23 protein-coding genes, 2 tRNA genes and 1 pseudogene are annotated in these 24,425 nt (G+C 60.7%); 10 read left to right on the top strand and 16 right to left on the bottom strand.

The genetic code is table 11. The annotated features are described in order from the left end of the window. Positions 1-28: 28 nt before the first annotated feature. Positions 29-847 (bottom strand): AraC family transcriptional regulator, encoded by an 819-nt coding sequence (locus IB234_RS19295; RefSeq protein WP_192320945.1) that lies wholly within the window; start codon positions 845-847, stop codon positions 29-31. A 42-nt stretch (positions 848-889) separates the two neighbouring features. Then, entirely contained in the window at positions 890-1,675 is a 786-nt protein-coding gene (locus IB234_RS19290; RefSeq protein ID WP_192320943.1) for an AraC family transcriptional regulator, read from the bottom strand. A gap of 227 nt (positions 1,676-1,902) precedes the next feature. On the opposite strand from IB234_RS19290, the gene IB234_RS19285 reads away from it, so the two are divergent. The 3 genes from IB234_RS19285 to IB234_RS19275 are packed head-to-tail and all read left to right on the top strand — an operon-like array spanning position 1,903 to position 4,183. After that, positions 1,903-2,841, top strand: a complete 939-nt coding sequence (locus tag IB234_RS19285) for a triacylglycerol lipase (protein ID WP_192320941.1) — start codon at positions 1,903-1,905, stop codon at positions 2,839-2,841. 54 nt (positions 2,842-2,895) lie between these two features. Further along, a complete protein-coding gene (locus IB234_RS19280; RefSeq protein WP_192320939.1) occupies positions 2,896-3,918 on the top strand; it encodes a lipase secretion chaperone in 1,023 nt (340 codons plus the stop codon). A gap of 40 nt (positions 3,919-3,958) precedes the next feature. Beyond that, on the top strand, positions 3,959-4,183 hold the full coding sequence (locus IB234_RS19275) for a DUF2970 domain-containing protein (RefSeq protein ID WP_192320937.1): 225 nt from the start codon (positions 3,959-3,961) through the stop codon (positions 4,181-4,183). 3 nt (positions 4,184-4,186) lie between these two features. Here IB234_RS19275 and IB234_RS19270 read toward each other — a convergent pair whose 3' ends face one another. After that, complete coding sequence (locus IB234_RS19270) at positions 4,187-5,275, bottom strand: ABC transporter substrate-binding protein (protein ID WP_192320935.1); 1,089 nt, start codon at positions 5,273-5,275, stop codon at positions 4,187-4,189. Positions 5,276-5,726: 451 nt separating this feature from the next. Here IB234_RS19270 and IB234_RS19265 point away from each other — a divergent pair, with 451 nt between their 5' ends. Both IB234_RS19265 and IB234_RS19260 read left to right on the top strand, forming a co-directional pair. Continuing rightward, positions 5,727-7,385 (top strand): nitrite/sulfite reductase, encoded by a 1,659-nt coding sequence (locus tag IB234_RS19265; RefSeq protein WP_192320932.1) that lies wholly within the window; start codon positions 5,727-5,729, stop codon positions 7,383-7,385. Then, positions 7,369-7,866 carry a DUF934 domain-containing protein gene (locus IB234_RS19260; RefSeq protein ID WP_192320930.1) on the top strand — a complete coding sequence of 166 codons (498 nt, stop codon included), beginning with the start codon at positions 7,369-7,371 and terminating at the stop codon, positions 7,864-7,866. The genes IB234_RS19265 and IB234_RS19260 overlap by 17 nt, the downstream gene beginning before the upstream one ends. 54 nt (positions 7,867-7,920) lie before the next feature. On the opposite strand, the gene pabB is transcribed toward IB234_RS19260, so the two are convergent. Next, entirely contained in the window at positions 7,921-9,264 is a 1,344-nt protein-coding gene (pabB, locus tag IB234_RS19255; protein WP_192320928.1) for an aminodeoxychorismate synthase component I, read from the bottom strand. 269 nt (positions 9,265-9,533) lie between these two features. Here pabB and IB234_RS19250 point away from each other — a divergent pair, with 269 nt between their 5' ends. The 3 genes from IB234_RS19250 to IB234_RS19240 all read left to right on the top strand — a co-directional run bounded on the left by IB234_RS19250 (position 9,534) and on the right by IB234_RS19240 (position 11,202). Further along, positions 9,534-10,268, top strand: a complete 735-nt coding sequence (locus IB234_RS19250) for a hypothetical protein (protein ID WP_192320926.1) — start codon at positions 9,534-9,536, stop codon at positions 10,266-10,268. A 14-nt stretch (positions 10,269-10,282) separates the two neighbouring features. Beyond that, a complete protein-coding gene (locus IB234_RS19245; protein ID WP_192320924.1) occupies positions 10,283-10,840 on the top strand; it encodes a hypothetical protein in 558 nt (185 codons plus the stop codon). 155 nt (positions 10,841-10,995) lie between these two features. After that, positions 10,996-11,202: a hypothetical protein gene (locus IB234_RS19240; protein WP_192320922.1), complete on the top strand. Its 207-nt coding sequence runs from the start codon at positions 10,996-10,998 to the stop codon at positions 11,200-11,202. 72 nt (positions 11,203-11,274) lie between these two features. Here IB234_RS19240 and IB234_RS19235 read toward each other — a convergent pair whose 3' ends face one another. From IB234_RS19235 to IB234_RS19200, 8 genes are all read right to left on the bottom strand, one after another. Beyond that, positions 11,275-12,108, bottom strand: coding sequence for a hypothetical protein (locus tag IB234_RS19235; RefSeq protein WP_192320920.1), 834 nt, complete (start codon positions 12,106-12,108; stop codon positions 11,275-11,277). A 738-nt stretch (positions 12,109-12,846) separates the two neighbouring features. After that, positions 12,847-13,596, bottom strand: coding sequence for a hypothetical protein (locus IB234_RS19230; protein WP_192320918.1), 750 nt, complete (start codon positions 13,594-13,596; stop codon positions 12,847-12,849). 526 nt (positions 13,597-14,122) lie between these two features. Further along, positions 14,123-14,196 (bottom strand) — tRNA-Cys (locus tag IB234_RS19225). Positions 14,197-14,239: 43 nt separating this feature from the next. Continuing rightward, a tRNA-Gly gene (locus IB234_RS19220) sits at positions 14,240-14,315 on the bottom strand. A gap of 65 nt (positions 14,316-14,380) precedes the next feature. Then, complete coding sequence (pgsA, locus tag IB234_RS19215; RefSeq protein ID WP_192320916.1) at positions 14,381-14,941, bottom strand: CDP-diacylglycerol--glycerol-3-phosphate 3-phosphatidyltransferase; 561 nt, start codon at positions 14,939-14,941, stop codon at positions 14,381-14,383. Positions 14,942-14,974: 33 nt separating this feature from the next. After that, positions 14,975-16,810, bottom strand: a complete 1,836-nt coding sequence (gene uvrC, locus IB234_RS19210) for an excinuclease ABC subunit UvrC (protein WP_192320914.1) — start codon at positions 16,808-16,810, stop codon at positions 14,975-14,977. A 69-nt stretch (positions 16,811-16,879) separates the two neighbouring features. After that, positions 16,880-17,524, bottom strand: coding sequence for a UvrY/SirA/GacA family response regulator transcription factor (uvrY, locus tag IB234_RS19205; protein ID WP_192320912.1), 645 nt, complete (start codon positions 17,522-17,524; stop codon positions 16,880-16,882). Between the two features lie 411 nt (positions 17,525-17,935). Beyond that, the gene (locus tag IB234_RS19200) at positions 17,936-18,214 is read right to left on the bottom strand and encodes a lipoprotein (protein ID WP_192320910.1); all 279 of its coding nucleotides are present in this window, start codon (positions 18,212-18,214) and stop codon (positions 17,936-17,938) included. A 132-nt stretch (positions 18,215-18,346) separates the two neighbouring features. Between IB234_RS19200 and IB234_RS19195 the strand changes: the two genes are divergently transcribed. Both IB234_RS19195 and IB234_RS24000 read left to right on the top strand, forming a co-directional pair. Next, the gene (locus IB234_RS19195; protein ID WP_192320908.1) at positions 18,347-19,342 is read left to right on the top strand and encodes a patatin-like phospholipase family protein; all 996 of its coding nucleotides are present in this window, start codon (positions 18,347-18,349) and stop codon (positions 19,340-19,342) included. A gap of 175 nt (positions 19,343-19,517) precedes the next feature. Beyond that, a pseudogene (locus IB234_RS24000) lies at positions 19,518-19,934 on the top strand (response regulator); the annotation flags it as partial. Between the two features lie 110 nt (positions 19,935-20,044). Here the strand turns inward: IB234_RS24000 and IB234_RS19185 are convergent. The 4 genes from IB234_RS19185 to IB234_RS19170 all read right to left on the bottom strand — a co-directional run bounded on the left by IB234_RS19185 (position 20,045) and on the right by IB234_RS19170 (position 24,396). Then, positions 20,045-21,613 (bottom strand): YdgA family protein, encoded by a 1,569-nt coding sequence (locus IB234_RS19185; RefSeq protein ID WP_192320906.1) that lies wholly within the window; start codon positions 21,611-21,613, stop codon positions 20,045-20,047. A 193-nt stretch (positions 21,614-21,806) separates the two neighbouring features. Further along, positions 21,807-22,880, bottom strand: coding sequence for an AI-2E family transporter (locus IB234_RS19180; RefSeq protein ID WP_192320904.1), 1,074 nt, complete (start codon positions 22,878-22,880; stop codon positions 21,807-21,809). 53 nt (positions 22,881-22,933) lie between these two features. Next, the gene (locus IB234_RS19175) at positions 22,934-23,734 is read right to left on the bottom strand and encodes a DUF4892 domain-containing protein (protein ID WP_192320902.1); all 801 of its coding nucleotides are present in this window, start codon (positions 23,732-23,734) and stop codon (positions 22,934-22,936) included. An 8-nt stretch (positions 23,735-23,742) separates the two neighbouring features. Further along, entirely contained in the window at positions 23,743-24,396 is a 654-nt protein-coding gene (locus tag IB234_RS19170) for a glutathione S-transferase family protein (RefSeq protein WP_192320900.1), read from the bottom strand. Positions 24,397-24,425: the final 29 nt, after the last annotated feature.

Below are 24,425 nucleotides of genomic sequence, written 5' to 3'. Positions count from 1 at the left end.
AAGGATCGACAGAGACTAGTCAGCCGAGTCAGGACTTGTCTTGCGTGCGTGCCCGCGAGGAAATTTGCTTGAGGTAAGCCTTGGGCGTCATGCCCAGGCGTTCGCGGAAGCACTTGTAGAACGCCGACAGCGAGTTGAAGCCAGCGGCGAAGGCCAGGTCGTCCACCCGCCCCGCATCACCGCCCGCCTCCAGACCGTCGAGCAAATGCTGCAGGCGCGCCTGGTTGACGTAGCGGTAGAAACTCTGCCCCAGCACCTGATTGAGCAAGTGGGAAATCTGATTGCGGCTGTAGCCGGTGGCAGCCGCGACCTGCTGCAGGTCCAGTTCCGGATCGAGGAAGGGCCTGTGCTTCTGGAAGTAATCCTGCAGGTCCTGCGCCAGCATGCTCAGCTGCCAGGCGGACAGCCCCAGGCGACTCGTCGCCGGTCGCGAATTCGTCCCCTTGCTCGATCGGGATTCGTGCACCAGGGCTGCATACTCGTTGATCCGCCAGATCAGCCCATCACGCACGGTGATCGACTCACCGGTACGAAACGACGCCAGGCCCTCGCTGCCCTGCAGAGCGAAGCGGTACTGGATGAACGCCGTATGGCCGTCGATACGGATGCGATCCACGTGCTCCAGCATCTCGCCGGGCCGCCGCGGCAGGTTGTCCTCGACGTACTCGCGAAGCTCGCCCAGGTGCATGGTGCGCTGCTGAAAGAAGTCGTTGTATTCGATATCCGGGTGGAACAGCGCCATCACCGCCTCCAAGTCCCGGCACCGCCAGCTCAAGTGGTAGCGCAGGATGGTCTCGCGGGTGCGCTCGGTCTGTGCCGCGTCGTCGGGAAAGTCGCTGTCGTGCATAGGCAATCGGCCGGAATGGATGCCCGCAGCTTGCCCGATTCGTCAGCCGGCGAACAGGCGAATGCCACGTGGCTGGGCCAGCACGGCGGACGGGCTCATGCCGATGATGCTGCGGAAGGTATGGCTGAAATGCGCCGAATCGGTGAAGCCCGCGGCCATCGCGGCATCGGTGAGGTTCATGCCGCGGGCGACGCCCACACTGGTGACGAACAACCGGTGCCACTGGCGATAACGGCGGATCGGAATGCCGATTTTCTGGCGGAACAGCTGGGTCAGGCGCGGTACCGACAAGCCGACCTGCTCAGCGAGAAATTCGATGGACTGGTTGCACGACACGTCGGCCTTGATCAAATGCACGGCACGGGCGATACGCGGGTCGACGGTAAAGCCGGCAGGCTGCTCCAGGCGCGGGTTGATCAGCCGCTCCAGCCAGTCGTAGACCTCCGGCGGCGGCGCGCTGCGTCGGTGCAGATCATCGAAGCCGGCAATGCAGTTCGCCTCGTCTTTCAAACCGACATGCACGCTCCCCTGCAGATCGCTCATGCGCGGTAGCAGCAGCGCGTGGTCCTCACCGAACACGTCCAGATAACAGATCGCGACGCGCGAATGACGACTGTCCACAGTCAGCTCGAGGCCCGCGGGTATCAAGGCGCTGCGGCAAGAAAGCGTGTCGTGGTGACAGTGGATCAGCAGCTCTTCGTCGAGTGCGATCAGCAGCATGGCGGCGGCCTGCGACAGGAGCAGAGGCTCGTCGAAGGTGCTGAGGTAGAAGGTCCGCTTATCCCACAGATACAGCAGGACCGGCGCATCGCAAGGAGGCATGGTCATGGACGTTTTTCGCCCTGTTCTTGTTGTTCTTGTGGGCGGCAGGGTTACCACAGGCGAGCCGACGATGAAAGTCCATCTGCCAACGGGGTCGCAATTATTTACGTGCCATCGGGTGGATTTCATCAGTTCTTACAAGCCGGCCACGTGTCCGGGTGCTTTGATGGCCGCCACCTCCGCTGCTGTGTGCGGAGATACAACAACAAAAAACGAACACACAGGTACTCACCATGAAGAAGCTGCTAATCCCGGCGCTGGCCACTCTCGGCCTGTGCGCGTCCCTCCCTGCCCTGGCCAACACCCAGTCGCAGACCAAGAACCCCATCGTCCTCGTCCCCGGCATTTTCGCCTTCGATACCATCGCCGGCATCGACTACTGGTACCAGATCCCCAGCGCCCTGCAGAGCCAGGGCGCCAAGGTCCATGTACCGAAGATCAATGCCTTCGACAGTTCGGCCAAGCGCGGTGAATCGCTGATCGCGCAGCTGGAGCAAATCCGCGCCGCATCGGGCGGTAGCGTCAAGAAATTCAACCTGATCGGCCATAGCCAGGGTGGTCTCACCGCGCGCTACGTGCTCAACACCCGCCCCGACCTGGTGGCTTCGGTGACCACCCTGAACTCGCCGCACAAGGGTTCGCCGATGGCTGACATCGCCACCGGCGTGGCGCCGGCCGGCAGTCTACGCGGGGTAGCGTTCGACGTGTTCGCCAACTCCGTCGGCAACCTGGTCAACCTGCTGTCGAACAACAAGAAGAGCACCTCGGACGTGCGCGCCATGCTCGCCGAGTTCAACAAGAACGGCGCCGCGACCAACAACCAGCGCTACCCGGTCGGCGTCCCGACCAGCTCGTGCGGGGAGGGTCCGGAGACGGTCAACCTGAACGGCAACAGCATCCGCCTCTACTCCATGAGCGGCACTTCCCCGCTGACCAACGTGCTGGACATCTCCGACCCGCTGTTCACCGTCACGTCGCTGGCCTTCACCGAGTCCAATGACGGCGTCACTGGCCGCTGCTCCAGCCACTTCGGCAAGGTCCTGAAAGACAACTACACCATGAACCACCTGGACGTGACCAACCAGGTCCTGGGTCTGGTGTCGCTGTTCGAGACCAACCCGAAGACGCTGTTCCAGAGCCAGGCCAACCGCCTGAAGAACCTCGGTCTGTAGTCGTACGCGGGCATGGCGCCCCTCCCACGCCATGCCCGTCTCGAGGAACCCTCCATGTCCAGCAAGCTCATCCTGGCCGCACTGGCCGCGGGCACGATGGTGGTCGGCGGTACGCTGCTGCTCTATCGCCCACAGCCACTTCCCACCCCGACTTCTGAATCCGCCCCCCTCATCGCCAGCCTGCCGAGCGATGAACGCAGCCGCGAGGCCAGCGCCCTCAACCAGCAACTGCGAGCGGCACCGACCACAACCCTGGTTGATCCAGGCCCGCTACCGCCATCGCTACAAGGTGCCAGTCACGGCGTGACCCTGGCCACGGATGAGCTGGGCAACCTTGTACTGCAATCCGACCTGCTGCACCTGTTCGATTTCTACCTGGCCGGTCGCGAGGAAGAAGGCCTGGACAAGGTGCTGACCCGCATCCACCAGGACCTGGCCGCCCAGCTGAAGGGGCCAGCATTGGATCAGGCGCGCAACCTGCTGCGACGCTACGTGGACTACCGCATCGCCCTGCAAAACCTGCCGGAAGCCGATGGAGCCCTGGAGCCCGCGGCTCTGCGCCAGCGCCTGGACGCGCTCAATGCCGTTCGTCAGCAGTATTTCAGCGCCGAGGAATACGCGGTGTTCTTCGCCCGCGACAACGCCGAGGACGAGTACATGGTGCAGCGCCTGGCACTGGGCCAGCAGAGTCTCAGCGAGGAACAGCGGCAGCAGGCCGTAGACGAACTGGATCTGCAACTTCCGGACGAAATCCGCGATGCCCGCGCCGCCAGCACCCGCCATGGCGATCTGTATGCAACCACCCAGACCATGCAGGCACGCGGCGCCAGTGCCGAGGAGATTCGCCAGCTACGTGAACAGGAACTGGGCAGCGAGGCCGCCGATGCCCTGGCCGAACTGGATCGCCAGCAGGCCGCCTGGAAACAACGCCTCGCCGACTACGCCAGCGAGCGCAATCGCCTGCGCGCCACCGGACTCAGCGACACCGACCTGCAGGCAGCGGTCGCCGAGCTGCAGGCCAGTCGCTTCGATGAACTGGAACGCAAACGGGTGCAGGCACTAGATGCGGAGCTGTGAATCCCACCGCCTGGGCTAAGCTCAGCGCAGGAGGTGTCCAATGGACCTACAGAACGATGACGACGAAAAGCCGCTGACCTTCCGCGAGATGCTGCAGAGCGTCCTGGCAGCAGCCTTCGGTGTGCAGAGCGGTAAGAACAGGGCACGCGACTTCAGCCGCGGCAAGCCGAGCCACTTCATCCTGCTCGGCGTGCTGTTCACTTCGATGTTCGTGGTGGTGCTGTTCGCTCTGGTCAGGCTGGTGCTGCACCTGGCCGGAGTCTGAGGCTCAGCGCAGCAAGGCATCGATGGAGCAGGAGTACGCCTTCATCGCCGGATGGCGGGTGGCGCTGAAACGACGGAAGTCCAGGTGCAGGTCAGGCTTGGACAGACGGGCCCTCAGCACCTTGGCCTCGCGCGCGTCGACCAGCCGGAAAAGGCGCGCTACCTGCGCCGCTCCGCCCCGTTTAGCAAAGTCTTGACCCGCCTCGTAGTCGAACAGCATCACCAGCGCACAACCGCCGAGAATGAAGTGCCCGGTTGCCAGCGCCGCCAGCTTGCCCTCGGCCTGCGCCTGAAGAATCTGAGTGGAGTTGTTCAGCGCCGTGTAACGCAGATGCCGATTCTGCTCCTGAGCCGCCTGCATGGCACCGAGAGCCATCTCGTCATTGGCCGACCAGACCATCGTCACCGCGGGATAACGCGGCAGCAGCGCACGCGCCTGCTCATAAGCCCGCTGGTGCTTCCACTCGCCATAGAGCAGTTGGCGCAGCCTCACCTGAGGGTGTTCGCCCAACGCCCGCAGCAGGCCTGCCTCGCGCAGCGACGCCGAAGGGGTGTTCTTCACACCAGAGAACGCCAGCAGCTCCTCGCCAGGCTTGGCCTGCGCCAACAGCGCACTGCCCATCAGGTAGCCAGCCTCCTCGTCATTGGTTACCAGGCTACCGATCCAGTTGCCGTACTTCTCCCGCGGGCCACCCACCAGGCGCTGCTGCTCTTCGGTCAACGTGCTATGGAGAGCGAATAGGCGGATGCCGGTATCGCCCAGTTGACGCAGGATCTCCGGCCCCAGGTACTGCTCGTTGGCGAACAACAGATAGTCAGGCCTGGTCGGTCGCTGCAGCACGTCATGCACATTGCGCATGATGGTGTGGTTGTCGCGCTCGCCGTAGAGCACTTCCAGGTCCATGCCTAGATCGCTGGCGGCATCTTTCATGTAGTCGCTGTAGGCAACCCAGAACGGCTCGCTGGAGAAGCCGGGATTGAGGAAAACCACTGACGTGGCCTGAGTGCCAGCGCAGAAAAGGCAGAGAAAGAAGAACAGGAAGAAACGCGAAAACACGTTGAAGAGTCCAGGCTCGGCATGATCGCGGCGCATTATATAGCGCATCGACGGACCAAGCGGCCCCCTCCTCCCGCGTCAGCCTGCAAGAAAGGCCGGTTCCGGTCACCCGTGCCAGGCCTTTCTCGACTTATGAATCGGCTACTGATGGCTGACCCAGAAGACAGCTGTGCTGACCACCAGCAAGATCAGCATGAATATGGCCCAAGCGTCGACGACGCTGTCCTTGTCATCCGAAGTACTCGGCTCGGTCATGGCGGTCCCCTTTGTTGTGGTTATGGGTGCCACCAGAGTTAAGACCAGCCTCGCCCCAGGCTCAAGTCAGTCCGCTTATCTACTTTAGCTATGTACTTATATGGAAACTTCATTTTTTCGAATATTCACGAACTGATATCTTTGCCCGGCCCTGATAAAGAGCGCGTTTACCGTGCGCGCGAAAAAGCCAATTTCTGCCTGATGAAGCAGTAGCCTGACCCACAGGACCCCTATGTACGTATACGACGACTACGATCAGCGGATCGTCGAGGACCGCGTCAAGCAGTTCCGCGACCAGACCCGCCGCTACCTGGCCGGCGAACTCTCCGGTGAGGAGTTCCGCCCCCTGCGCCTGCAGAACGGCCTTTATATCCAGCGTTACGCGCCCATGCTGCGCGTTGCCGTGCCTTATGGACTGCTGTCGTCCAAGCAGGTGCGCATGATGGCCAAGATCGCTCGTGACTACGACAAGGGCTACGCCCACATCAGCACCCGCCAGAACGTGCAGTTCAACTGGCCGGAGCTGGAAGATGTACCGGACATCCTGGCGGAGCTGGCGACCGTGCAGATGCACGCGATCCAGACCAGCGGCAACTGCATCCGCAACACCACCACCGACCAGTTCGCCGGCGTGGCCAAGGACGAGATCCTCGACCCGCGCCCCTGGTGCGAAATCATCCGCCAGTGGTCGACCTTCCACCCCGAGTTCACCCACCTGCCTCGCAAGTTCAAGATCGCCGTCAACGGCGCCGTGAGCGACCGCGCCGCCATCGAGGTGCACGACATCGGTCTGGAAGCGGTGAAGAACGACGCCGGCGAGCTGGGCTTCCGCGTCTCCGTCGGCGGCGGCCTGGGCCGCACCCCGATCGTTGGCAGCTTCATCAACGAGTTCCTGCCGTGGCAGCACCTGCTCGGCTACCTCGACGCCATCCTACGCGTGTACAACCGCTATGGCCGTCGTGACAACAAGTACAAGGCGCGCATCAAGATCCTGGTCAAGGCGCTGACTCCGGAAGTCTTCGCCGAGAAGGTGAATGCCGAGTTCGCTCACCTCAAGGATGGCCCGACCACCCTGACCGAGACCGAAGTCGCCCGCGTCGCTGCTCATTTCGTCGACCCGGCCTACGTCGCCCTGGCCGACCAGGATGCCGAGCTGGCCGCCCTGGACGCTGAACACCCTGGGTTCGCTCGCTGGCGGCAACGCAACACCTTCGCCCACAAGAAGCCGGGCTACATCGCCGTCACCCTGTCGCTGAAGCCCACCGGCGTAGCGCCAGGCGATGTCACCGACAAGCAGCTGGACGCCATCGCCGACCTGGCCGATCGCTACAGCTTCGGTGAGGTGCGCAACAGCCACAACCAGAACATCATCCTCGCCGACGTCGAGCAGCAGCAGCTGTTCACCCTGTGGGGCGAGCTGCGCGAGCAGGGCTTCGCCACGCCAAACGTGGGCCTGCTGACCGACATCATCTGCTGCCCGGGCGGCGATTTCTGCTCGCTGGCCAACGCCAAGTCGATCCCGGTGGCCGAAGCCATCCAGCGCCGCTTCGACGACCTGGACTACCTGTTCGACATCGGTGACATCGACCTGAACATCTCCGGCTGCATGAACGCCTGTGGTCACCACCACGTCGGCCACATCGGCATCCTCGGCGTGGACAAGAAGGGCCAGGAGTTCTACCAGGTGTCCCTCGGCGGCAGCGCCGGCCGCGAGGCCAGCCTGGCGCAGATTCTCGGTCCATCCTTCGCCCAGGACGACATGGCCGACGTGATCGACAAGCTGATCAAGGTCTACGTCGAAACCCGCACCGAAGAAGAAACCTTCCTCGATACCTTCCGCCGCGTCGGAATCGACCCGTTCAAGGAGCGCGTCTATGCAGCGAATCATTAAGAACGGTCAGGTGATCGATGAAACCTGGCACCTGCTGCCGCAGGACGCCACACTCGATACCATCAGCAACTGCGACGACCTGATCGTGCCGCTGGCCCTGTGGCGCGAGCACGCTCACGCCCTCAAAGCCCGCGACGGAGGTCTGGGCGTATGGCTGGAGGCCGGCGAGGAAATCGAGGAAATCGCCGATCAGTTGGACAGCTTCCAGGTCATCGCACTGAACTTCCCCGCCTTCACGGACGGCCGCCACTGCTCCAGCGCCTACCTGTTGCGCAACCGCTATGGCTACAAGGGTGAAGTGCGCGCCATCGGTGACGTGCTGCGCGACCAGTTGTTCTCCTACCAGCGAGTTGGCTTCGACGCCTTCGCCCTGCGTGCGGACAAGGACCCGATCGATGCGCTGAAGGCCTTCGAGGAGTTCGGCGAGGTCTACCAGGCCTCCACCGACCAGCCACTGCCGCTGTTCCGCCGCCGCGCCTGAGTCTGATTCGGTCCGCCGGATGCCCTCCGGCGGGCTGGACCGAGCCCCTCCGCATTACAGTGACTCCAGCGCCTCCAGCAGAACCCTCACCTTGGTGATGGACTCCTGGTACTCCAGGTACCATTCCGAGTCGGCGACAATACCTCCACCTCCCCAGCAGCTGACGACGCCTTCGCTGATCAACAGGCTGCGAATGGCAATCGAGCTGTCCAGCTCACCTCGTACGTCCAGATAGAGCAGCGATCCGCAGTAGACCGCTCGGCGCGTCGGCTCCAATTCGTCAATGATCTGCATCGCGCGAATCTTCGGCGCACCGGTAATGGAGCCACCAGGAAAGCTGCTGGCGACCAGATCCAGAGCGTCCCTGTCCGGACTCAGCTCCCCCGTCACGGCACTGACCAGGTGGTGCACATTGGGATAGCTCTCAAGCACGAACAGCTCAGGCACTCGCACCGAGCCGGTGCTGCAGCTGCGCCCCAGATCATTTCGCAACAGATCGACAATCATCAGATTCTCGGCACGGTCCTTGGCACTGGCCAGCAGCTCCTCCGCGTTTGCCCGATCCTCCACAGGGTCGCCCCCACGCGGGCGCGTACCCTTGATAGGCCGAGTCTCCACCCGCCCCTGGCTGACTCGAAGGAACCGCTCCGGAGACAGGCTGAGAATCGCCCCGCCCCCCTCCAGCGCTTGATAGCCCGAAAAGGGCGTTGGACAGGCCAGCCTGAGCGCCAGGTAGGCACTCCAGGCATCCCCTTCGCACGCAGCCTGAAAGCGCTGGGCGAAATTCACCTGGTAGCAGTCGCCAGCGGCTATGTATGCCTGGATACGCTCTATGGCATTTCGATACTCATCCTGATCGAGGTCGGCGCGAAAGCCATGCTTCAGCGAGAACGCCGCTGCCGTTGGCGCCGCTCCTGACTCGAACAGCCCGATCAGGCGTTCTCGCTCGGAAGGCTCCAAGCGCGGGTGGAAAACCAGCTGGCTGGTCCGACGCTCATGATCGCTGACCAAAGCCCAGCCATAGAGACCAAAGCGCGCGTCGGGCAGACTCAGGTCATCGATTGCTTTCCCCGGCATTTGCTCGAGACGGCGACCAAAGTCATAGGCCAGGTAACCAATCAATCCACCGGTGAAGGGCAACTCGATATCGGTGGGCGCATCGGCCCGCTCCAAGGCAATCAGACCGTCGCGCAGGCGCTGAAAGAACAACTGCCCACTCTCCCCTTGCTCGGGCGCATATACCTCGATAGGCCAGGCACTGAGCAGGTCATACCGCCCTCTTTCCGCCTGCGGGCGACCGGCATCGAGCAGCACCGCACCTGGCTCGTCGCGAACAAGGGAAAAGTAGGCGGCGGGATTGGCCTGATAAGCCAGGGGATGAACGCGGCAGATGCTCATGCTGAAGAGTCGAAAGCTGGGGTCGCGATTGTAGAAGCACGAGCTCCCATGAAAAAGCCCCGCCGAAATTTTCAACTGGAGGCTAGGCAGAGCTGCATTGAGCCTGGCACGCCCGTGCCTGCCACTATCAGCTAAGACGCTGGCATCGCTCAGCCGCCGCCACCCTGGAACATGTGAGTAGCGATACTGCGGAGGCGCTGTCACATTTTTACCGCATGCCCGCTCGCCACACGTAGAATCATGGCATTTCACCATCACAGGAATCAGTCGTGAGCCGGTTTGTTACAGGGATAGTACTTGTCTTCTCCATATTCCTTGGCGGCTGCGCCGCTGGCAACAGGATCGACTACCGAGCATCGGTGCCGTCCATATCGCTCCCCCCTTCCGTAGAAAAGAAAGGAATCGAGGTACTGGTACTCGACCAACGCCCCTATGTGATCTCGGGAAACAAGAAACCGAACTTCGTAGGCGTGATGCGAGCGCTGGCCTATGTCCCATACAACATCACCACCGTCAGTGGATTCGACCTGGCCAGCGATCTCGAACAGGCAACGATGACGGCACTAAGGCGAGACTATCTCACCGCCAAAGCCGTGCTCCCAGGCACCTATAAAGCCAGCAGCCCTGACCACCTGATGCTGCGCATGACCTTGAGAGACTGGAAGAGCGATGCCTACATGCGCGTCCGCTTCGACTATGACGTAACCGCCGAGGTGATCGATCATAGCGGCGCCGTTCTGGCCTCGAAGACCGCCAAACATCGTGGTGCCATCAACCACGTCATCGTGGCCGGCACCGCGGTGCTCCAGGAGCTTCTGAGCGATGAGCAGATGGCTGCTGCGCTAGCTGGCAGACGCCCCATCGAGCCGACAACGCCAGCAGCCCATGCGACTACCCCACAAAAAACCCGCCCCAGCTATGACGAGTGCATGCGGCGCGTGCTGAAGATCACCGACAAACAGCTTCGCTTGCAGTCCATGAGTACCTGCGACGCAGCCATTTGACCTGGAAGGAATTCATGAAACTGATACGAATCGGGGTTGCGGCCGCAGCGGCATTCACCCTTGCAGGCTGCGCCCCCAAAGCCAGCGTACAGAAATGGGAAGGCTCCATGCCTGCATTACCGCCCTATATGGGGCCCGTATGCCTTCTGCCCGGACCGCTGCCTGAAGGGACCGAGTACACCTTTCTGGGGCGGGCCGTTGGCAACATGTACACATACGGCAGCTTTGCAACAGTGGAAAACACCCTGGCGGACAAAGTTCGTACGGTGGGTGCCGACACGGTGTACGACAAACGGATGAAGATGAAAATAGCCCCAATACCGTGGGGGGCCGCAAGACCGCAGATATGGGGAATGGCTGTTCGCCTCAAGGCCCCCGAGAAATTCGATTGCGTCGCAAGCGGTGGCCGGCTATTTGGAAACGGTCAGCGTTTACCTGTGCAGAAACCAGCCGACGTCGCAACGCCAGTTCTCTCTGGCTCCAGCTATGACGACTGCATGAGGCGGGTTCTACGAATATCTGACAGTGATCTGCGTCTGCAGGCCATTGAGGCCTGCGACGCTGCACAATAGACAACTCGATCAAAAGCCCGCGGAATGCGGGCTTTTGATGATAGCGGCATCGAGATATGAATGACTGCGAGACGGATCGGATATCACGCATAAATGGGGACGGTGTAAGCGTCCACTAGCGAAATGGACGATTAAGACAACATAGGCAAGGACGCATGAAACTGATCATAAAAACACTCGGCTATGTAGGTGCTGCAGCATTCCTCATAGTTATCCTGGGCTTTGCCTTCGGCATGGGCCCCAAGTGCCCTGATGGAACTACATATAACTCTTTTCCAGCGGTCGTCATTGCTTTCCAAGCAAGCAGCGGCAACATCTGCGGTCACCGTACCAAGGCGCTACGACTCCCCCATAAGGCCTGATAAACAAAGGAATCATTAGGCAGCCTAAGTATCTCGCGCTCCAAACATCGACGCCCAACAGTTGGACACAGATTAATAACGGGCTCTTTCGCCATTATTAGCCAGCTGTTGTCGCCAGTGATCCTGAACATTAACAGGTGCTGGCGGAATGTAATCGGCACCACGAGGGAGTGTCTTGGCCGCGCGCCTGTAGGAAAGGTCCGCTCCGATATCAATGGTCTTTGCGTAGTTGTCACGATTGAAGACAAGCCCTCTGCTCCACCACTCGGCCTCTGTCAGCGAGATATGAGCATTGGCAATATCAATAGCGCCGCTTACCAACGCATTTGAGCCGTTAAGAACTTTCTCCAAGTAGTCAGCTTGCTCGGCATTCAAACTATCGCCATCTAGAAGAACGATCCTGCTCTCGGCATTGATACTGAAGCCAAATGACTTGCTCGCGATGTCAGGCCGGTGCTGACCAATTCGCTCCATAAGGCCGTCATAGGCATGATCCAGCTTCTCTGTGGTAGTGCGCAGCTCAGCGGTAGCCCCATCTATAACCTGAAGGCGCTCATCTATTTCCCGGTACATCCTAGTTAGAGGGTCCTCATTGAGGCTATCCAGCAATGCTTTGCTTTCTTCCTCGCTGAGTACATTCGGGTTATCGATCTTCACACCCTGTGAGATGACCAAGCTCTCAGAGTTGGCTTTCTGACTTTTTATGAGCTCTGCTTGTCTCTCGAATTTTAATTTATCGTAAGCCTCTTCACTAATTCGAACATTGCTGGTTTCTATTGTTACCTCTTCCTTTGTAACCTCGTCCACACCAACAGTTCTCTCTACATCTATCTCAGTCGCTCGCAGCAACTTATTTGACGCGGGGTCAACTACAGAGAAGGAGGTGAACTTGGGTATGCTTACCATACAACGGATCTTCCCCTGATCGCCTTACAGTTGTGCAGGCTGTATTTGGATTTCGGCCAGCTAACAGGCATCGCGCTTACGATGCTACGAATCAAGCCATCTAACACTTCGCTTGTTGTTTAGCGGCGCCAGCCTCGTAACCTTTAGCGGTACAGCTCAATAAATAGCCTTGGCGATCATGCCTGTGCTCGTCCCGATGGTGGTGCGGCGAAGGTGAGGATCGCCGTCACGATGCCGAGGATGACTCCCCACTCGGTCAGCGTCGAAGGAAACCTTACTATCCGGCGACGAGTTCCGTTTTTACGTTCAGAACTGAGGATGTCCAGAAAGACACTCAGAGAGTTTTTGGGCCTTTCAGACGAAACCATAAAAAATGGGAGTCTGAAGAGAACGCCGTACATAAGGCCTCTGATGAGGCTATACGGAGCTTATTTTTAGAAATCATGAAAGAGTCAAGCACCATTAAGGATCTACTTGTCCTGATCAATCACATTGAAAAAACGCAGTAAGAATTACGATTTAAAGATACAAATAGAGGCTGAAAGGAAGATAAGCAGTGCGCTTAGGCCTCCGAAGCCAGGATTGAAGCCCCGCCCTCCGCGGGGCTTTTCATTTCTGCCGTGCAACCGTGTGCACCGGCTTTACCGAAACGCCACCTGCCACAGCTCATCGAGCCGCCAACAAAAAGCCCGACACTGCGGCCGGGCTTCGATCTGGGCGGTCAGGATGGTCTGATACTCAGTTCTTCACCATCTCCTGGCCGGTAGCCGTCATGGTGTATCGGGCGGCGGAGGCAATGCCCTCAAATAGCTCGACCTTAAAGGTAAAGGTGGCGCCCTGCTTCGCCTGAGCCAGGAAGTCTGGACCAAGCTCGCCGATAGTGTAGTTCTTGCTGGCAGTCAGCGCATTCTTGATGATAGTCGTCGTGCCGCCGTGCAGGCTCGATGTGGTGGTGATCGTATAGTTGCGGCCTACGCCAACGTAGTTGCTGTTCAGCTTCACCCGCAGCTCGCCCGGCTTACCAGCGGGTCGCGCCAGCTCTACCCATACGTGCTGGTAGTAGGTAACCGAGTCGGGCACCGTGCCACTCTGATTGCAAATGTTGAGGCGACCATAGGGCTTAGTGAAGAAGCCGGCGGGGCGAACCACCGGCGCCGAGCATGCGACAAGGCCATCCACTACCTGCTTGATAGTGACCTTGCTTTGCTTCCCCGGAACGGCTTGTACCTTCACGCCGGCATAAGGCGGGATGAGTCCTTCCAGCTGGTGGGCGGCAATAATCACAAGGCCGTTGTAAGGCGTAGACCACCTTGCGTACTTGCCATTGGGGCATGAAGACCCGGCAATGATCCCATCCTCAATCAGCAGGTAGCCCTGGCCTCGAAGGTTCAGGTTCTCGCACACGACCTTCGTATCCGCAGACGCGTGTCCAGATCCGAGTAAAACACCCACGGCGGCAGCAAGCATGGGAAGAAAACGGAATTTCATAAACGCTCCTTGTAAAAAATGGCATCGGCATCCGATGCCGGCGAAAAAATGTAACAGCGCGTGAAGCAGCGAACTAGAGCTTTCGCACAGTCAGGCTGCGGTCTTCTCATTGATGGGCGCCGGTTCACGATCGCGCACGTCAGAAATCGTTAGCACGAGGTCACCGGGGCATGTGCCAGCCAGCGGATGATTACCCTGAACTCACTTCATGGCTGCCCTCCCTGCGTGGCACTGACCTAAAGTCCGCTTTTGGGAGCTCTTTCGGTTCTTAGAACAGCACCTCCTCCTCTGCCGCCCGTAGCGCCCCTCTTCCACCACCTGCTCTCCATCCACCGAAGCCCCCACCTCAGCGTCACAGACTCTTCGTCGTTGAACTCCATCTCGATACCGGCGCATCGGCGAGGTCATGAACCCGACGAAGTAGCCGGGCAGTTGCGGAAACGATCCAGATAGTTGCGGAAACTGGGGGCTTTTCTAGAGGCAAAGAAAAAGCCCCGCAGACTAGAGTCTGCGGGGCTTTTCATAGTGGAGGCCGATACCGGAATCGAACCGATGTACGCGGATTTGCAATCCGCTGCATAACCACTCTGCTAATCGGCCTCAAACGAAGACGCCGCTTACCGCGGCGTCAACGTCAACAAATTGGAGCGGGAAACGAGACTCGAACTCGCGACCCCGACCTTGGCAAGGTCGTGCTCTACCAACTGAGCTATTCCCGCGTCTTGGTGACGGGCGCCATTCTATAGAATCGTAACGCCGCGTCAACCCCTTGATTCAAAAAAGCTTATTTCTTTTCAGTATGAATGCTCAGGTGCGGCCAGGCGGCCAACAGATACTGCAGCATCGACCAAAGTGTCAGACCGGCGGCGATGATCAACAGAACGTAGCCAGCGCCCACCCACATGGTCAACTGCGGTGGATTACCGAGCAATATGACCAACGCAACCATCTGCGCTGCGGTTTTCCATTTACCCAGGTTGGATACAGCTACATGGGCGCGCGCACCGAGCTCCGCCATCCACTCCCTCAACGCGGAGACGACGATCTCGCGCCCGATGATGATGACCGCCGGTAGGGTCAGCCAGAGGTTGGCGTGCTCTTCCACCAACAGCACCAACGCCACCGCTACCATCAGTTTGTCTGCCACCGGATCGAGGAAGGCGCCAAAGGGGGTGCTCTGCTCCCAGCGCCGAGCCAGATAGCCATCGAACCAGTCGGTGACAGCAGCCAGGGCGAATACCGCACTTGCCGCCCAGTAGCTCCAGGAAAAGGGCAGATAGAAGAACAGAATGAAGACGGGAATCAGAGCGACGCGCAGCAAGGTGAGCAGATTGGGGATATTCATCAGGACCACTGGCCAGCGAGTTGAGCGCGCATTCTACTCGCTGTGCAGGGCAGCATAAATCGACTCGGCGAGCTTTTTGCTGATGCCAGGTGCCTTGGCAATCTCGTCGATGCTGGCGCGATTGAGCTCCTGCAGTCCACCGAAGTGCTTGAGCAGCTCTCGTCTTCGTTTCGGACCGATGCCTGCCACATCCTCTAGGCTCGACGTGCGCCGCGCCTTGCCTCGACGAGCCCTATGCCCGGTGATGGCGAAGCGATGCGCCTCATCGCGGATCTGCTGAATCAGGTGCAGCGCAGGCGAATCGGCAGGCAGTGTGAACTCATGGTCGGCATCATTGAGATACAACGTCTCAAGCCCCGGCTTGCGCGTCACACCCTTGGCCACTCCCAGGAGGATCAGCTCCGGCACCGCCAGCTCCTGCAGCACCTCGCGCGCCATGGCCAGCTGCCCCTTACCGCCGTCGACCAGGAGGATGTCAGGCAGTTTGCCATCGCCGTCCTTCAGCTTGCTGAAGCGTCGGGTCAGAGCCTGGTGCATGGCCGCGTAGTCATCGCCGGCGGTGACACCTTCGATGTTGTAGCGACGGTAATCGGACTTTAGCGGCCCCTCCGGCCCGAATACCACGCAGGAAGCGACCGTAGCCTCGCCGCTGGAATGGCTGATGTCGTAGCACTCCAGACGCTGTAGCGGTTCGTCCAGATCCAGAGCCTCGGCAAGCGCATCGAAACGGGCGGCGACATGCTGCCGATTGACCAGGCGCGCGCCCAGCGCCTGCTCCGCATTGGTTACAGCCAGCTGCTGCCAGCGCGCACGGGTGCCACGCACTCGATGGCTGATGGCGATCTCGCGGCCTCGCAGCTCGGCGATCGCTGTGGCCACCGTCGGTAGATCATCGTGGGTGGTATTGACGATAAGCTCGCCGGGCAGGTCGCGCTCGTGACTGGAGAGGTAGTACTGGGCAAGAAAGGCCGATAGCACCGCGCCGCCCTCCTCCTCGATTCCCACCTGAGGGAAGAAGTTCTTGCTGCCCAGCACCCGCCCGCCTCGTACACTGATGAGGTGCACGCAGGCGCCCCCCGGATTGACGATGGCGGCCACCACATCCACGTCCCCACTTCCGCCTTCCATGCTCTGCTGATCCTGCACTCGGCGCAGCAGTGAAATTTGGTCTCGCAGCTCGGCAGCTCGCTCGAACTCGAGGTCCATCGCCGCCTTCTCCATGGCACTGGACAGCTCATCGGTCAGCGCATTGCTGCGCCCCTCGAGGAACATCACCGAATGGCGCACGTCATCGGCATATTCCTGCGGCTCGACCAGACCGACGCAGGGCGCCTTGCATCGCTTGATCTGGTACTGCAGGCATGGACGAGTGCGGTTCTTGAAGTAGCTGTCCTCGCACTGGCGCACCAGAAACGTCTTCTGCAGTAGGGCGAGACTTTCTCGAATGGCCCCCGCGCTGGGATAAGGGCCGAAGTAGCGCCCCTTGGATGACTTCGCCCCCCGGTGAATTCCCAGGCGCGGGTAGTCGCCGTCGGACAGCAATACGTAGGGATAGGATTTGTCGTCGCGCAGCAGGATGTTGTACGGCGGTCGCCACTGCTTGATCAGCGTTTGCTCCAGCAGCAGCGCCTCGGTCTCGTTGGCAACGATGGTGGTTTCGAGCTGAGCGATGCGCGCCACCAGAGCGGCGGTCTTGGGCGCCAGCCCGGTCTTGCGGAAGTAGCTGGCCAAGCGCTTCTTGAGGTTTGACGCTTTCCCTACGTAGAGCAGCTTGCCGGTCTCGTCGAACATCCGATACACGCCTGGACGCCCGCTGCAGGTAGCGAGGAAGGCGCTAGGATCGAAAGGGGCGACTGGCAAAGTGTTCATTGATGTGGACAGGCTAAAAAGACGAAGAGGACGCAGTTTACGTCCTCTTATTGGGCTTGCCTAAGGCTCTCAGCTGACGGCATCCACCATGCCGTGTCGCACAGCCAGCAGTGCCAGTTCGACATCACTGGTGATCGAAAGCTTCTCGTAGATGCGATAGCGGTAGGTATTGACCGTTTTCGGCGAGAGGCAGAGCTTGTCCGAGATGGTCTGTACTTTCTGGCAGTTGGCGATCATCAGGGCAATTTGGATTTCACGCTCGGACAGCAGATCGAACGGAGTACCTCCGTTATTGGGCTGAAATGACTTCAGCGCCAATTGCTGAGCTATCTGGGGGCTAAGGTAGCGCTGACCTGCGAACGCCATACGAATGGCCTGAACCATTTCCTCCAGCGCTGCTCCCTTGGTCAGGTAGCCGGCCGCGCCGGCCTGCAGCAACCGAGTGGGAAAAAGATCATCCTCACAGGCGGTCACCGCAATGACCTTAAGGTCGGGATGGCTGCGCAACAGCTTGCGAGTGGCCTCCAGACCGCCGATGCCAGGCATCTTGACGTCCATCAGCACCACGTCAGGCTGCATCTCGCGCACTTTCTTTAGCGCCTGCTCACCGGAATCGGCCTGCCCGATAACCTGCAGGCCCTCTATATCGGCCAGCATACGGGTAATACCCGTCCGGACCAGATCGTGGTCGTCGACCACCAGCACCTTAATCAAGCGACACCTCGCTGCACCACACTGCGCGATTCAGCAACTCACAAAAACTAGCCTGGCGCATTTGCGCCAAAAAGCAAACGTCAATAAATCATGCTTAAAAGGCAGTCGGACTGGGGCTGGCGCCAAGACAACCGCTGGCGCGCAGCCTGTCGCGGATTCTACATGAAGTGGTAATCCCCAGAAGTGACATGCACCCCAACGGTGCCTCGCCACTCTCCTTCAGACGCGTTTAGCGGTGGCTCGTCGACTCTCGTCGCAACCCGAACCCCGCAGCGGGCGCGGGTGCGGTGCCAGGCTCGGCCGTTCGCCCCAGCGAAATGCCCGCCTGTCAGCAGCACCCTGGGAGACACTCCGACGACAGTACCCGATGCCTAGAAAAGGTGGCTGAAGCTATCCCCATTAGGAAGAGGATCAACGCCCCGCGCGTGACTCACGAATGTAAAAGCGTGCCTTCTCTGTGTTGCGGGTGCAGCTTTCGTAGCCCTCGAACTGTTGGGATGTCTTGGCACCAGTCAGCAGGGTAAGCGCCTTCGAGTAGCTGACGGTGCCAGCGAACCCCTCGGCCTTAGCAATATCGAGCTCTCGCCAGGCAATATCCAACTGGTCGGCGCAGCTCGTGCGGTAAGCGGTCTTGGCCGCACACCCGGTCAGCGTTAACAGCAAGGTGGCAAAAAGGACAGCTTTCTTCATCTTTGTTACCTCCAAAATTCCGGACCTTTTGGACGTCAGCGTAGCGGCAAAGTGCCCGTTGCACAGCATCTTCCCCGCTTGGCTGAACAGCCCTGGGCGGGTATGTTCGAAAGTTGTCGGGGGAGAATATCGATGAGAAAGAAGGTCGCCCTGGTGCTGGGGTCGGGTGGGGCACGCGGATACGCGCACATAGGCGTGATCGAAGAGTTGGAAGCACGAGGCTACGAGATAGGCTGTATCGCCGGCTGTTCGATGGGGGCCGTGATCGGCGGCATCTACGCGGCTGGAAAACTGGCCGAGTATCGCGAATGGACGGAGAGCCTCGACTACCTCGATGTGCTGCGCCTGCTCGATGTCAGCTTCCGCCTCGGTGCGATTCGTGGCGAGAGGGTCTTCGGCAAGATCCACGAGATTGTTGGCGAGATCGAGATCGAGCAGTTGGCGATTCCCTATACCGCCGTCGCCACGGACCTGACCAACCAGCAGGAAATCTGGTTCCAGGAAGGCTGCCTGCACAAGGCCATGCGCGCCTCGGCCGCCATCCCCAGCCTGTTCACCCCCGTGACCCAGGGATCACGCATGCTGGTCGATGGCGGCTTGCTCAATCCGCTGCCGATCGTGCCGGTGGTGTCGAGCCACTGTGATCTGATCGTGGCGGTGAACCTCAATGCCTTGAACCAGAAGCAGTACCAGCTTCCGGTGATCGAACGCCCCGCCGCCATCAAGGGCAAGATCGACCAACTGATGGGCTCACTCGGGGCCAAGCTCTCCTTCCTGCGCCGAGAAGACAACGATCTGGAGTCGCAGGACGAGACTCCCAACCCCTGGCTGGATACCGACCGTGAAGCCACGGCCTCGGAGGAGGCGGCCCCTAAGTCAGCGAGCGATTCCCGAGTCGTCGGCAACGTCGGTCCCGCCTCGCTGCTGGAGCTGGTCAACCAGAGCTTCGAGACCATGCAGACCTCGCTCGCGCAGTACAAGATCGCCGGCTATCCACCGGATGTCCTCATCAACGTCCCCAAGCGGGTATGCCGCTTCTTCGACTTCCACAAGGCTCCCGAGCTAATCCAGCTCGGCCGCCAGATCGCATCGGACACCCTGGACCGCTACGAGCGCGATCACGCCTGAACCCGTGCAGCGGTCCCGGACATGCCGAGGGCTCTGAGCTTGTGATCGGCACTTTTGTATCTGCACCGATGCATAGCCGACTGCTGCCGACACCGAGCCTCAAGAATGCTAACGGGCGGCGCTTGCCACCCTTCTCGACCGGCTACCATCGCTCCGCTCGATACCGCATCCGTATCTGGAGTCCGTTACGGTGCAAGCAATACCCTCACGAACAGTACGCACCCGCACCACACGCGTCCTGATCGTCGACGATGACTTGGAACTGCGCGAGCTTCTTGGTCGCTTCAGCGTCGACAGCGAAGCCGTGTGCGACGGCAATGACATGCGACACGCCCTCTGGCAACCGGCCACTTCGATGTGATCACCCTCGACCTGATGCTGCCCGGAGAAGACGGACCGGCCCTGTGTCAGCCCCGATATCCCGATCCTGATGCTGACCGCCCGCTGCGAGCCGACCGACCGCATAGTCGGTCCGGAGCTGGGAGCCAGCGACTACATTGCCAAGCCGTTCGAACCGCGCGAGCTGGTTGCTCGCATCCGGAGCGTCCTGCGCCGGGTTCGGACCGTAGCGAGTGCCGCGAGAAACCACGTGCCAGTGGGCGATTCGGCGAGCATGGTCAGCCAATTGAGCATTTCCACCTGAACGAAAAAGGCCCGCATCTCCTCGCAGGGAAATGCGGGCCTTTTCAGGGGGGATGAGCGTTACTCGGCGTAGGCCTCGTCGCTCTCTTCCTCCAGCTCCAAGCCTTCGATCGACTGTTCTTCGTCACCCATGCCACCCAGGCCGGCACCGCTGGCGAAGGCCATCGCGACGAACTCCTCGACGGTCATCTGCTTGCCATTGAAGTCAACCTTGTCGTCAGCGTAATGCAGAGTGGAGACGATGCTGTCGCCTTCCAGCTTGGCCAGCTCGGTAGACAGTGCCATGCCGCTGGCCATCTCGGTCATCATCGACGCCTGCTGGGCCACGGCTTCCTTGTCGGTTTCGCCGCCCAGAGTGGCCTGAAGCCCGATCACATCACCGATCATGGCCTTGGACACTGAAACCTTGGCATCCAACTGAGTGATCATCTGCTTGGCCAGCTCAGGCGGCGGCAGCTCGAAGGACTCCGGCTTGTTCAGGTCCACCGAAAGGCTCAGGCTGCTTTCGCCATTGGCGGTCTTGAACGCCAGCTTCTCTAGGGCAATGCCTGGCTTGCCAGCCAGCAGCTTCTCCACATCCACCATCAGCTGAGCCTGCTGCGCCTCGCTCAACTCCGGCAGCTCGCTCTCGCCCTCCAGGCTGGCCTGCTGCAGCTGACCGGTGCTCTTGATGATGTCGCTATAGACGCCGATCAGCGACTGCAGTGCACCGGCATCCAGGTTCTTCAGGGTCCAGACCAGCTGCGAGCCGCCGATATCGTGGCCCTGGTAGCTGATCATGCCGATATCGTAGCTGTAACGAGCGGCCAGCTTGCCATCGGCCTCGCTGGTGTCATCGCGCTGGACGAAGTCCTTGAGCAGGACCGGTGCACCCTCGCCAACCTGGATCTGCACGGTCTGCAGCTTGACCACGTTGGTGCCCAGATAGAGTTCGCTGGCCCCCTTGGCAGTCTTGCTGTCCAGGGTCAGCCCCTGGAACTCGATGACCATGGGCTCGCCGCTCTGCGGCAGCTTGGTGCTGAGCTTGAAGCTGTTCATCAGGCCGGTGGCATCGACGGCCTTGCCACCAGCAGCGGTGTCGAAATCGACGACCAGACCGGAGAAGTCGACGCTGGTGTCGTCATCCAGAGCAGTCTGCAGTGGATTGATGCGCAGAGTGCCTTCGACCGACTGGTCGTAGCCCAGGCTGGCCTGGCCTTCCAGCGGCGATACACCCTTGCTGGCGGCGAACCATTTTTCCAGAAGCGGATTCTGTTCCAGGCTGTAGTTGCTGGTGGCCATGACCGGCATCAGCTTGAAGGCTTTTAGGCGGGACACCGGGAACGGGCCGTGCTCGATGCGGTCGTTGACCACCCACTCCAGCTTCTGCGGAGCTTCGCCATCGAGGGAGCCGTTGAATGTGACGCGGTAGCGGGCGTTGCTACTGAAGAACTCGCGGTCCAGTGAGAGCAGCTCGACGGAGACATCCAGGCCCATGGCCGGCAGGCTCTTGGACATCTCGGTGTTGGCCTGCTTGATGGCGTTGTCCAGGACCGAGGGCAACTGGTTGCCGGTGTACCAGGCACCGACCGTGCCAACGGCAGCAACGGCCACAATAGTACCTACTGCGATACCTGCAATCTTCTTCATGGGGCGTATATCCATTTGATAGTGTTGGTCATTCTTCCCTGAACCACGCGTGGCCTCTGCGGACCGGTCATCGCGGCTTGAGGCGGGGCTGTCACCCTGCTTCGGCTGATGCAGCCAAAAAGTCGCGCAAGGCTATCACCGCCCCATCGTAGTCACCAAGAGGGGGTGAGCAGAATTCTGCACAGGATGCCAACTACTCCCCGTCCTTGCGTTCCGTCTCCACTGCAATGACCCTCGGCGTGTTCGCAACCCAGTCGCCGAGCAGGCTGTAGGCCACGGCCAGCAGGGTCGGGCCGAGGAACAGGCCCATGAACCCGAAGGCCAGGATGCCGCCGAATACGCCAAGCAGCACCACCACCAGCGGCAGGTTGCCGCCGCGACTGATCAGGTAGGGCTTGAGCACGTTGTCTACGCCACTGATGACGAACGTGCCCCAGATGCCGAGGAATACGGCCATACCGTACTGCTCCTGACTGACCAGCCAGGCGGTGGCTGGAATCCACACCAGCGGCGGTCCCATGGGAATCAGACTGAGGATGAAGGTCAGGATGCCCAGAACCAGGGCGCCCGGAACACCTGCGATGTAGAAACCGATCAGAGCCAGTAGCGCCTGGGCCGCCGCAGTACCGATCACCCCATTGACCACCCGCTGCACGGTACCAGCCACCAGGTCCAGGTAATGTTCAGCGCGATCACCGATCAGGCGCTCCAACAAGCTGTGGGCGAAGGCGGCCATGCGCGGCCCGTCGCGGTAGAAGAAGAACACCAGCACCAGGCTCAGCGCCAGCTCCAGCATTCCGCCGCCGATCTGCGCGCTGCGTGCCAACAGCCAGTTACCGACTTGCCCCAGGTAGGGACGCACGGTGGCGAGCAGAGCGGCGCCCTCCTCATCGATGCGATTCCAGAGGCCGACAAGTCGATCCCCCACCAGCGGCAGCTCCGCCATCCAGTTGGGCGGATCTGGCAAACCATCGCCCTGCAGGTCCTTGAACAGCTCGGTGGCATCGCGAATGTGGTCGGCCAGGTTGAAGCCCAGCCAAACCAACGGCACGGCAACCAGCACCATCCAGCCGGCGGTGAGGATGGCAGCAGAAGTGTTCTCCCGGCCATCCAGTGCACGCGTCAACAGACGCATCAGCGGCCAGCTCGCGAAAGCCAGCACACCGGCCCAGAACAGCGCCGAGAAGAACGGCGCCAGCACCCACGCGCAGGCGCCGAGCAGCGCCAGAAGCAGGATCTGCACCAGCAGGCGATCATTGTTCAACATGTTTTCGACATTCCCAGAACCCGAGCGGAAAGCGGCCCGGCACGCATCATTGTTCAGCGTAGTTGTTGCAGACGCATGCCTTGGCCTTCGGGGTCACTGATTTGCAGGCGGTTACCACGCACACCGCGCCGCTCCAACTCGGCCCGCCAGACTTCGGCGCTGGCACCGCTCAGGCCGACCCGCAGGGTGCTGTCCAGGCTCAGAGTACGCGCCAGCAGATCGCCCCACTGCTCATCCGGCTCACCCAGCTGCGGCAGGCTCAGCTCACCGCTACTCCTAAGCTGGCGCAACAGCGTCGCCGGGGTAGGCAACAAAGCCGGTAATGCGGCGCTGGCATCAAGCTGTTCCGCATGCAGGTAGGACCGGCGGTTGCCCCGGGTGATGCCATACAGCGCCACCAGGCTATCCTGCTGCGGCTCGGCCAGTTGCAGCAGCAAGTAGCTCTGCCGCTCTTCGGGACCATACAGTTTGGCATTGCCGAAGATCTGGTTGGCCCACAGACTGGAAGAGCCACAGTCGCGGCCCTCGCACCAGAACAGCAACTGAGCGCCCTGCCCCAGCAGATGGCTGCGAGCCGCATCCATGGCCTCACGAGGTGAATGCTCATCCGGCAGACGATAGGTCACGGCACGCAGATGCCCTTCGGCGAGCACCTCTGCCGAGGCGCGTAACTGGCCACTGATCCGGCGCAGACCGTCCTGTGGGTAGCGTTTCTCCTCGGTTGCAGCATCGCGGTAGTCGACGATCTCGGCGCGCGGAAAACGTGGCAGGGTGTCCAGATCTTGACTGCCAGCCACATCAGCGGCCAGCAACGGTGTACAGAAAAGACTCAGGCAGAAAGCGAAATAACGCATGCGGCTCCTCAGCGTGTCAGCATGCTCTGCGCGGTCTTCACCACGCGATCATCATCGTTGGTACGCACCGGAATCAGCAGGCCACGCTGAACCGCCGGACGAGCAGCAAGTGCCTCCATCCAGCGCCGTAAGTGGTCGAGTCCTTCTACCGAGACACCTGCCCAGTCGTGGATACGCACCCACGGATAGGTGGCGATATCGGCAATGCTGTAGTCGCCGGCCAGGTACTCGGCCTCGCCCAGGCGACTGTCGAGCACCTCGTACAGGCGGCGGGTCTCGTGCTGGTAGCGGTCAATGGCGCCCTGCAGCTTCTCCGGGAAATAGCGGAAGAACACGTTGGCCTGCCCCTGCATGGGCCCTACTCCGCCCATCTGGAACATCAGCCACTGGATGGCCAGGGAACGGCCCTTGGCGTCGCTCGGCAGCAGCTTGCCGGTCTTCTCCGCCAGGTAGATGAGGATGGCGCCGGACTCGAACACGGCAAAGCCGTCGTCGACGATGGCCGGAATCCGCCCGTTGGGGTTGATGCGCAGGAACTCGGGGGTCTTCTGCTCCTTCTTGTCGAAGGACAACGCGTGCACCTGGTAAGGCAGGCCCAGTTCTTCGAGAGCAATGGAAATCTTGTGCCCGTTGGGCGTGGCGGCGGTGTACAGATCGATCATGGCAATCTCCGATACGACCTGCACAGCCT

The organism is Pseudomonas sp. PDM16, from assembly GCF_014851865.1.
Classification (GTDB): Bacteria; Pseudomonadota; Gammaproteobacteria; order Pseudomonadales; family Pseudomonadaceae; genus Aquipseudomonas.
This window is presented reverse-complemented; position numbering and strand designations above follow the sequence as displayed.

Bases quoted from the DNA above. Each gene is read 5' to 3' on its own strand.
- IB234_RS19295 (WP_192320945.1), bottom strand. From the start codon at position 847: ATGCACGACAGCGACTTTCCCGACGACGCGGCACAGACCGAGCGCACC.
- IB234_RS19290 (WP_192320943.1), bottom strand. From the start codon at position 1,675: ATGACCATGCCTCCTTGCGATGCGCCGGTCCTGCTGTATCTGTGGGAT.
- IB234_RS19285 (WP_192320941.1), top strand. From the start codon at position 1,903: ATGAAGAAGCTGCTAATCCCGGCGCTGGCCACTCTCGGCCTGTGCGCG.
- IB234_RS19280 (WP_192320939.1), top strand. From the start codon at position 2,896: ATGTCCAGCAAGCTCATCCTGGCCGCACTGGCCGCGGGCACGATGGTG.
- IB234_RS19275 (WP_192320937.1), top strand. From the start codon at position 3,959: ATGGACCTACAGAACGATGACGACGAAAAGCCGCTGACCTTCCGCGAG.
- IB234_RS19270 (WP_192320935.1), bottom strand. From the start codon at position 5,275: ATGCGCCGCGATCATGCCGAGCCTGGACTCTTCAACGTGTTTTCGCGT.
- IB234_RS19265 (WP_192320932.1), top strand. From the start codon at position 5,727: ATGTACGTATACGACGACTACGATCAGCGGATCGTCGAGGACCGCGTC.
- IB234_RS19260 (WP_192320930.1), top strand. From the start codon at position 7,369: ATGCAGCGAATCATTAAGAACGGTCAGGTGATCGATGAAACCTGGCAC.
- pabB (WP_192320928.1), bottom strand. From the start codon at position 9,264: ATGAGCATCTGCCGCGTTCATCCCCTGGCTTATCAGGCCAATCCCGCC.
- IB234_RS19245 (WP_192320924.1), top strand. From the start codon at position 10,283: ATGAAACTGATACGAATCGGGGTTGCGGCCGCAGCGGCATTCACCCTT.
- IB234_RS19240 (WP_192320922.1), top strand. From the start codon at position 10,996: ATGAAACTGATCATAAAAACACTCGGCTATGTAGGTGCTGCAGCATTC.
- IB234_RS19235 (WP_192320920.1), bottom strand. From the start codon at position 12,108: ATGGTAAGCATACCCAAGTTCACCTCCTTCTCTGTAGTTGACCCCGCG.
- IB234_RS19230 (WP_192320918.1), bottom strand. From the start codon at position 13,596: ATGAAATTCCGTTTTCTTCCCATGCTTGCTGCCGCCGTGGGTGTTTTA.
- pgsA (WP_192320916.1), bottom strand. From the start codon at position 14,941: ATGAATATCCCCAATCTGCTCACCTTGCTGCGCGTCGCTCTGATTCCC.
- uvrC (WP_192320914.1), bottom strand. From the start codon at position 16,810: ATGAACACTTTGCCAGTCGCCCCTTTCGATCCTAGCGCCTTCCTCGCT.
- IB234_RS19200 (WP_192320910.1), bottom strand. From the start codon at position 18,214: ATGAAGAAAGCTGTCCTTTTTGCCACCTTGCTGTTAACGCTGACCGGG.
- IB234_RS19195 (WP_192320908.1), top strand. From the start codon at position 18,347: ATGAGAAAGAAGGTCGCCCTGGTGCTGGGGTCGGGTGGGGCACGCGGA.
- IB234_RS19185 (WP_192320906.1), bottom strand. From the start codon at position 21,613: ATGAAGAAGATTGCAGGTATCGCAGTAGGTACTATTGTGGCCGTTGCT.
- IB234_RS19180 (WP_192320904.1), bottom strand. From the start codon at position 22,880: ATGTTGAACAATGATCGCCTGCTGGTGCAGATCCTGCTTCTGGCGCTG.
- IB234_RS19175 (WP_192320902.1), bottom strand. From the start codon at position 23,734: ATGCGTTATTTCGCTTTCTGCCTGAGTCTTTTCTGTACACCGTTGCTG.
- IB234_RS19170 (WP_192320900.1), bottom strand. From the start codon at position 24,396: ATGATCGATCTGTACACCGCCGCCACGCCCAACGGGCACAAGATTTCC.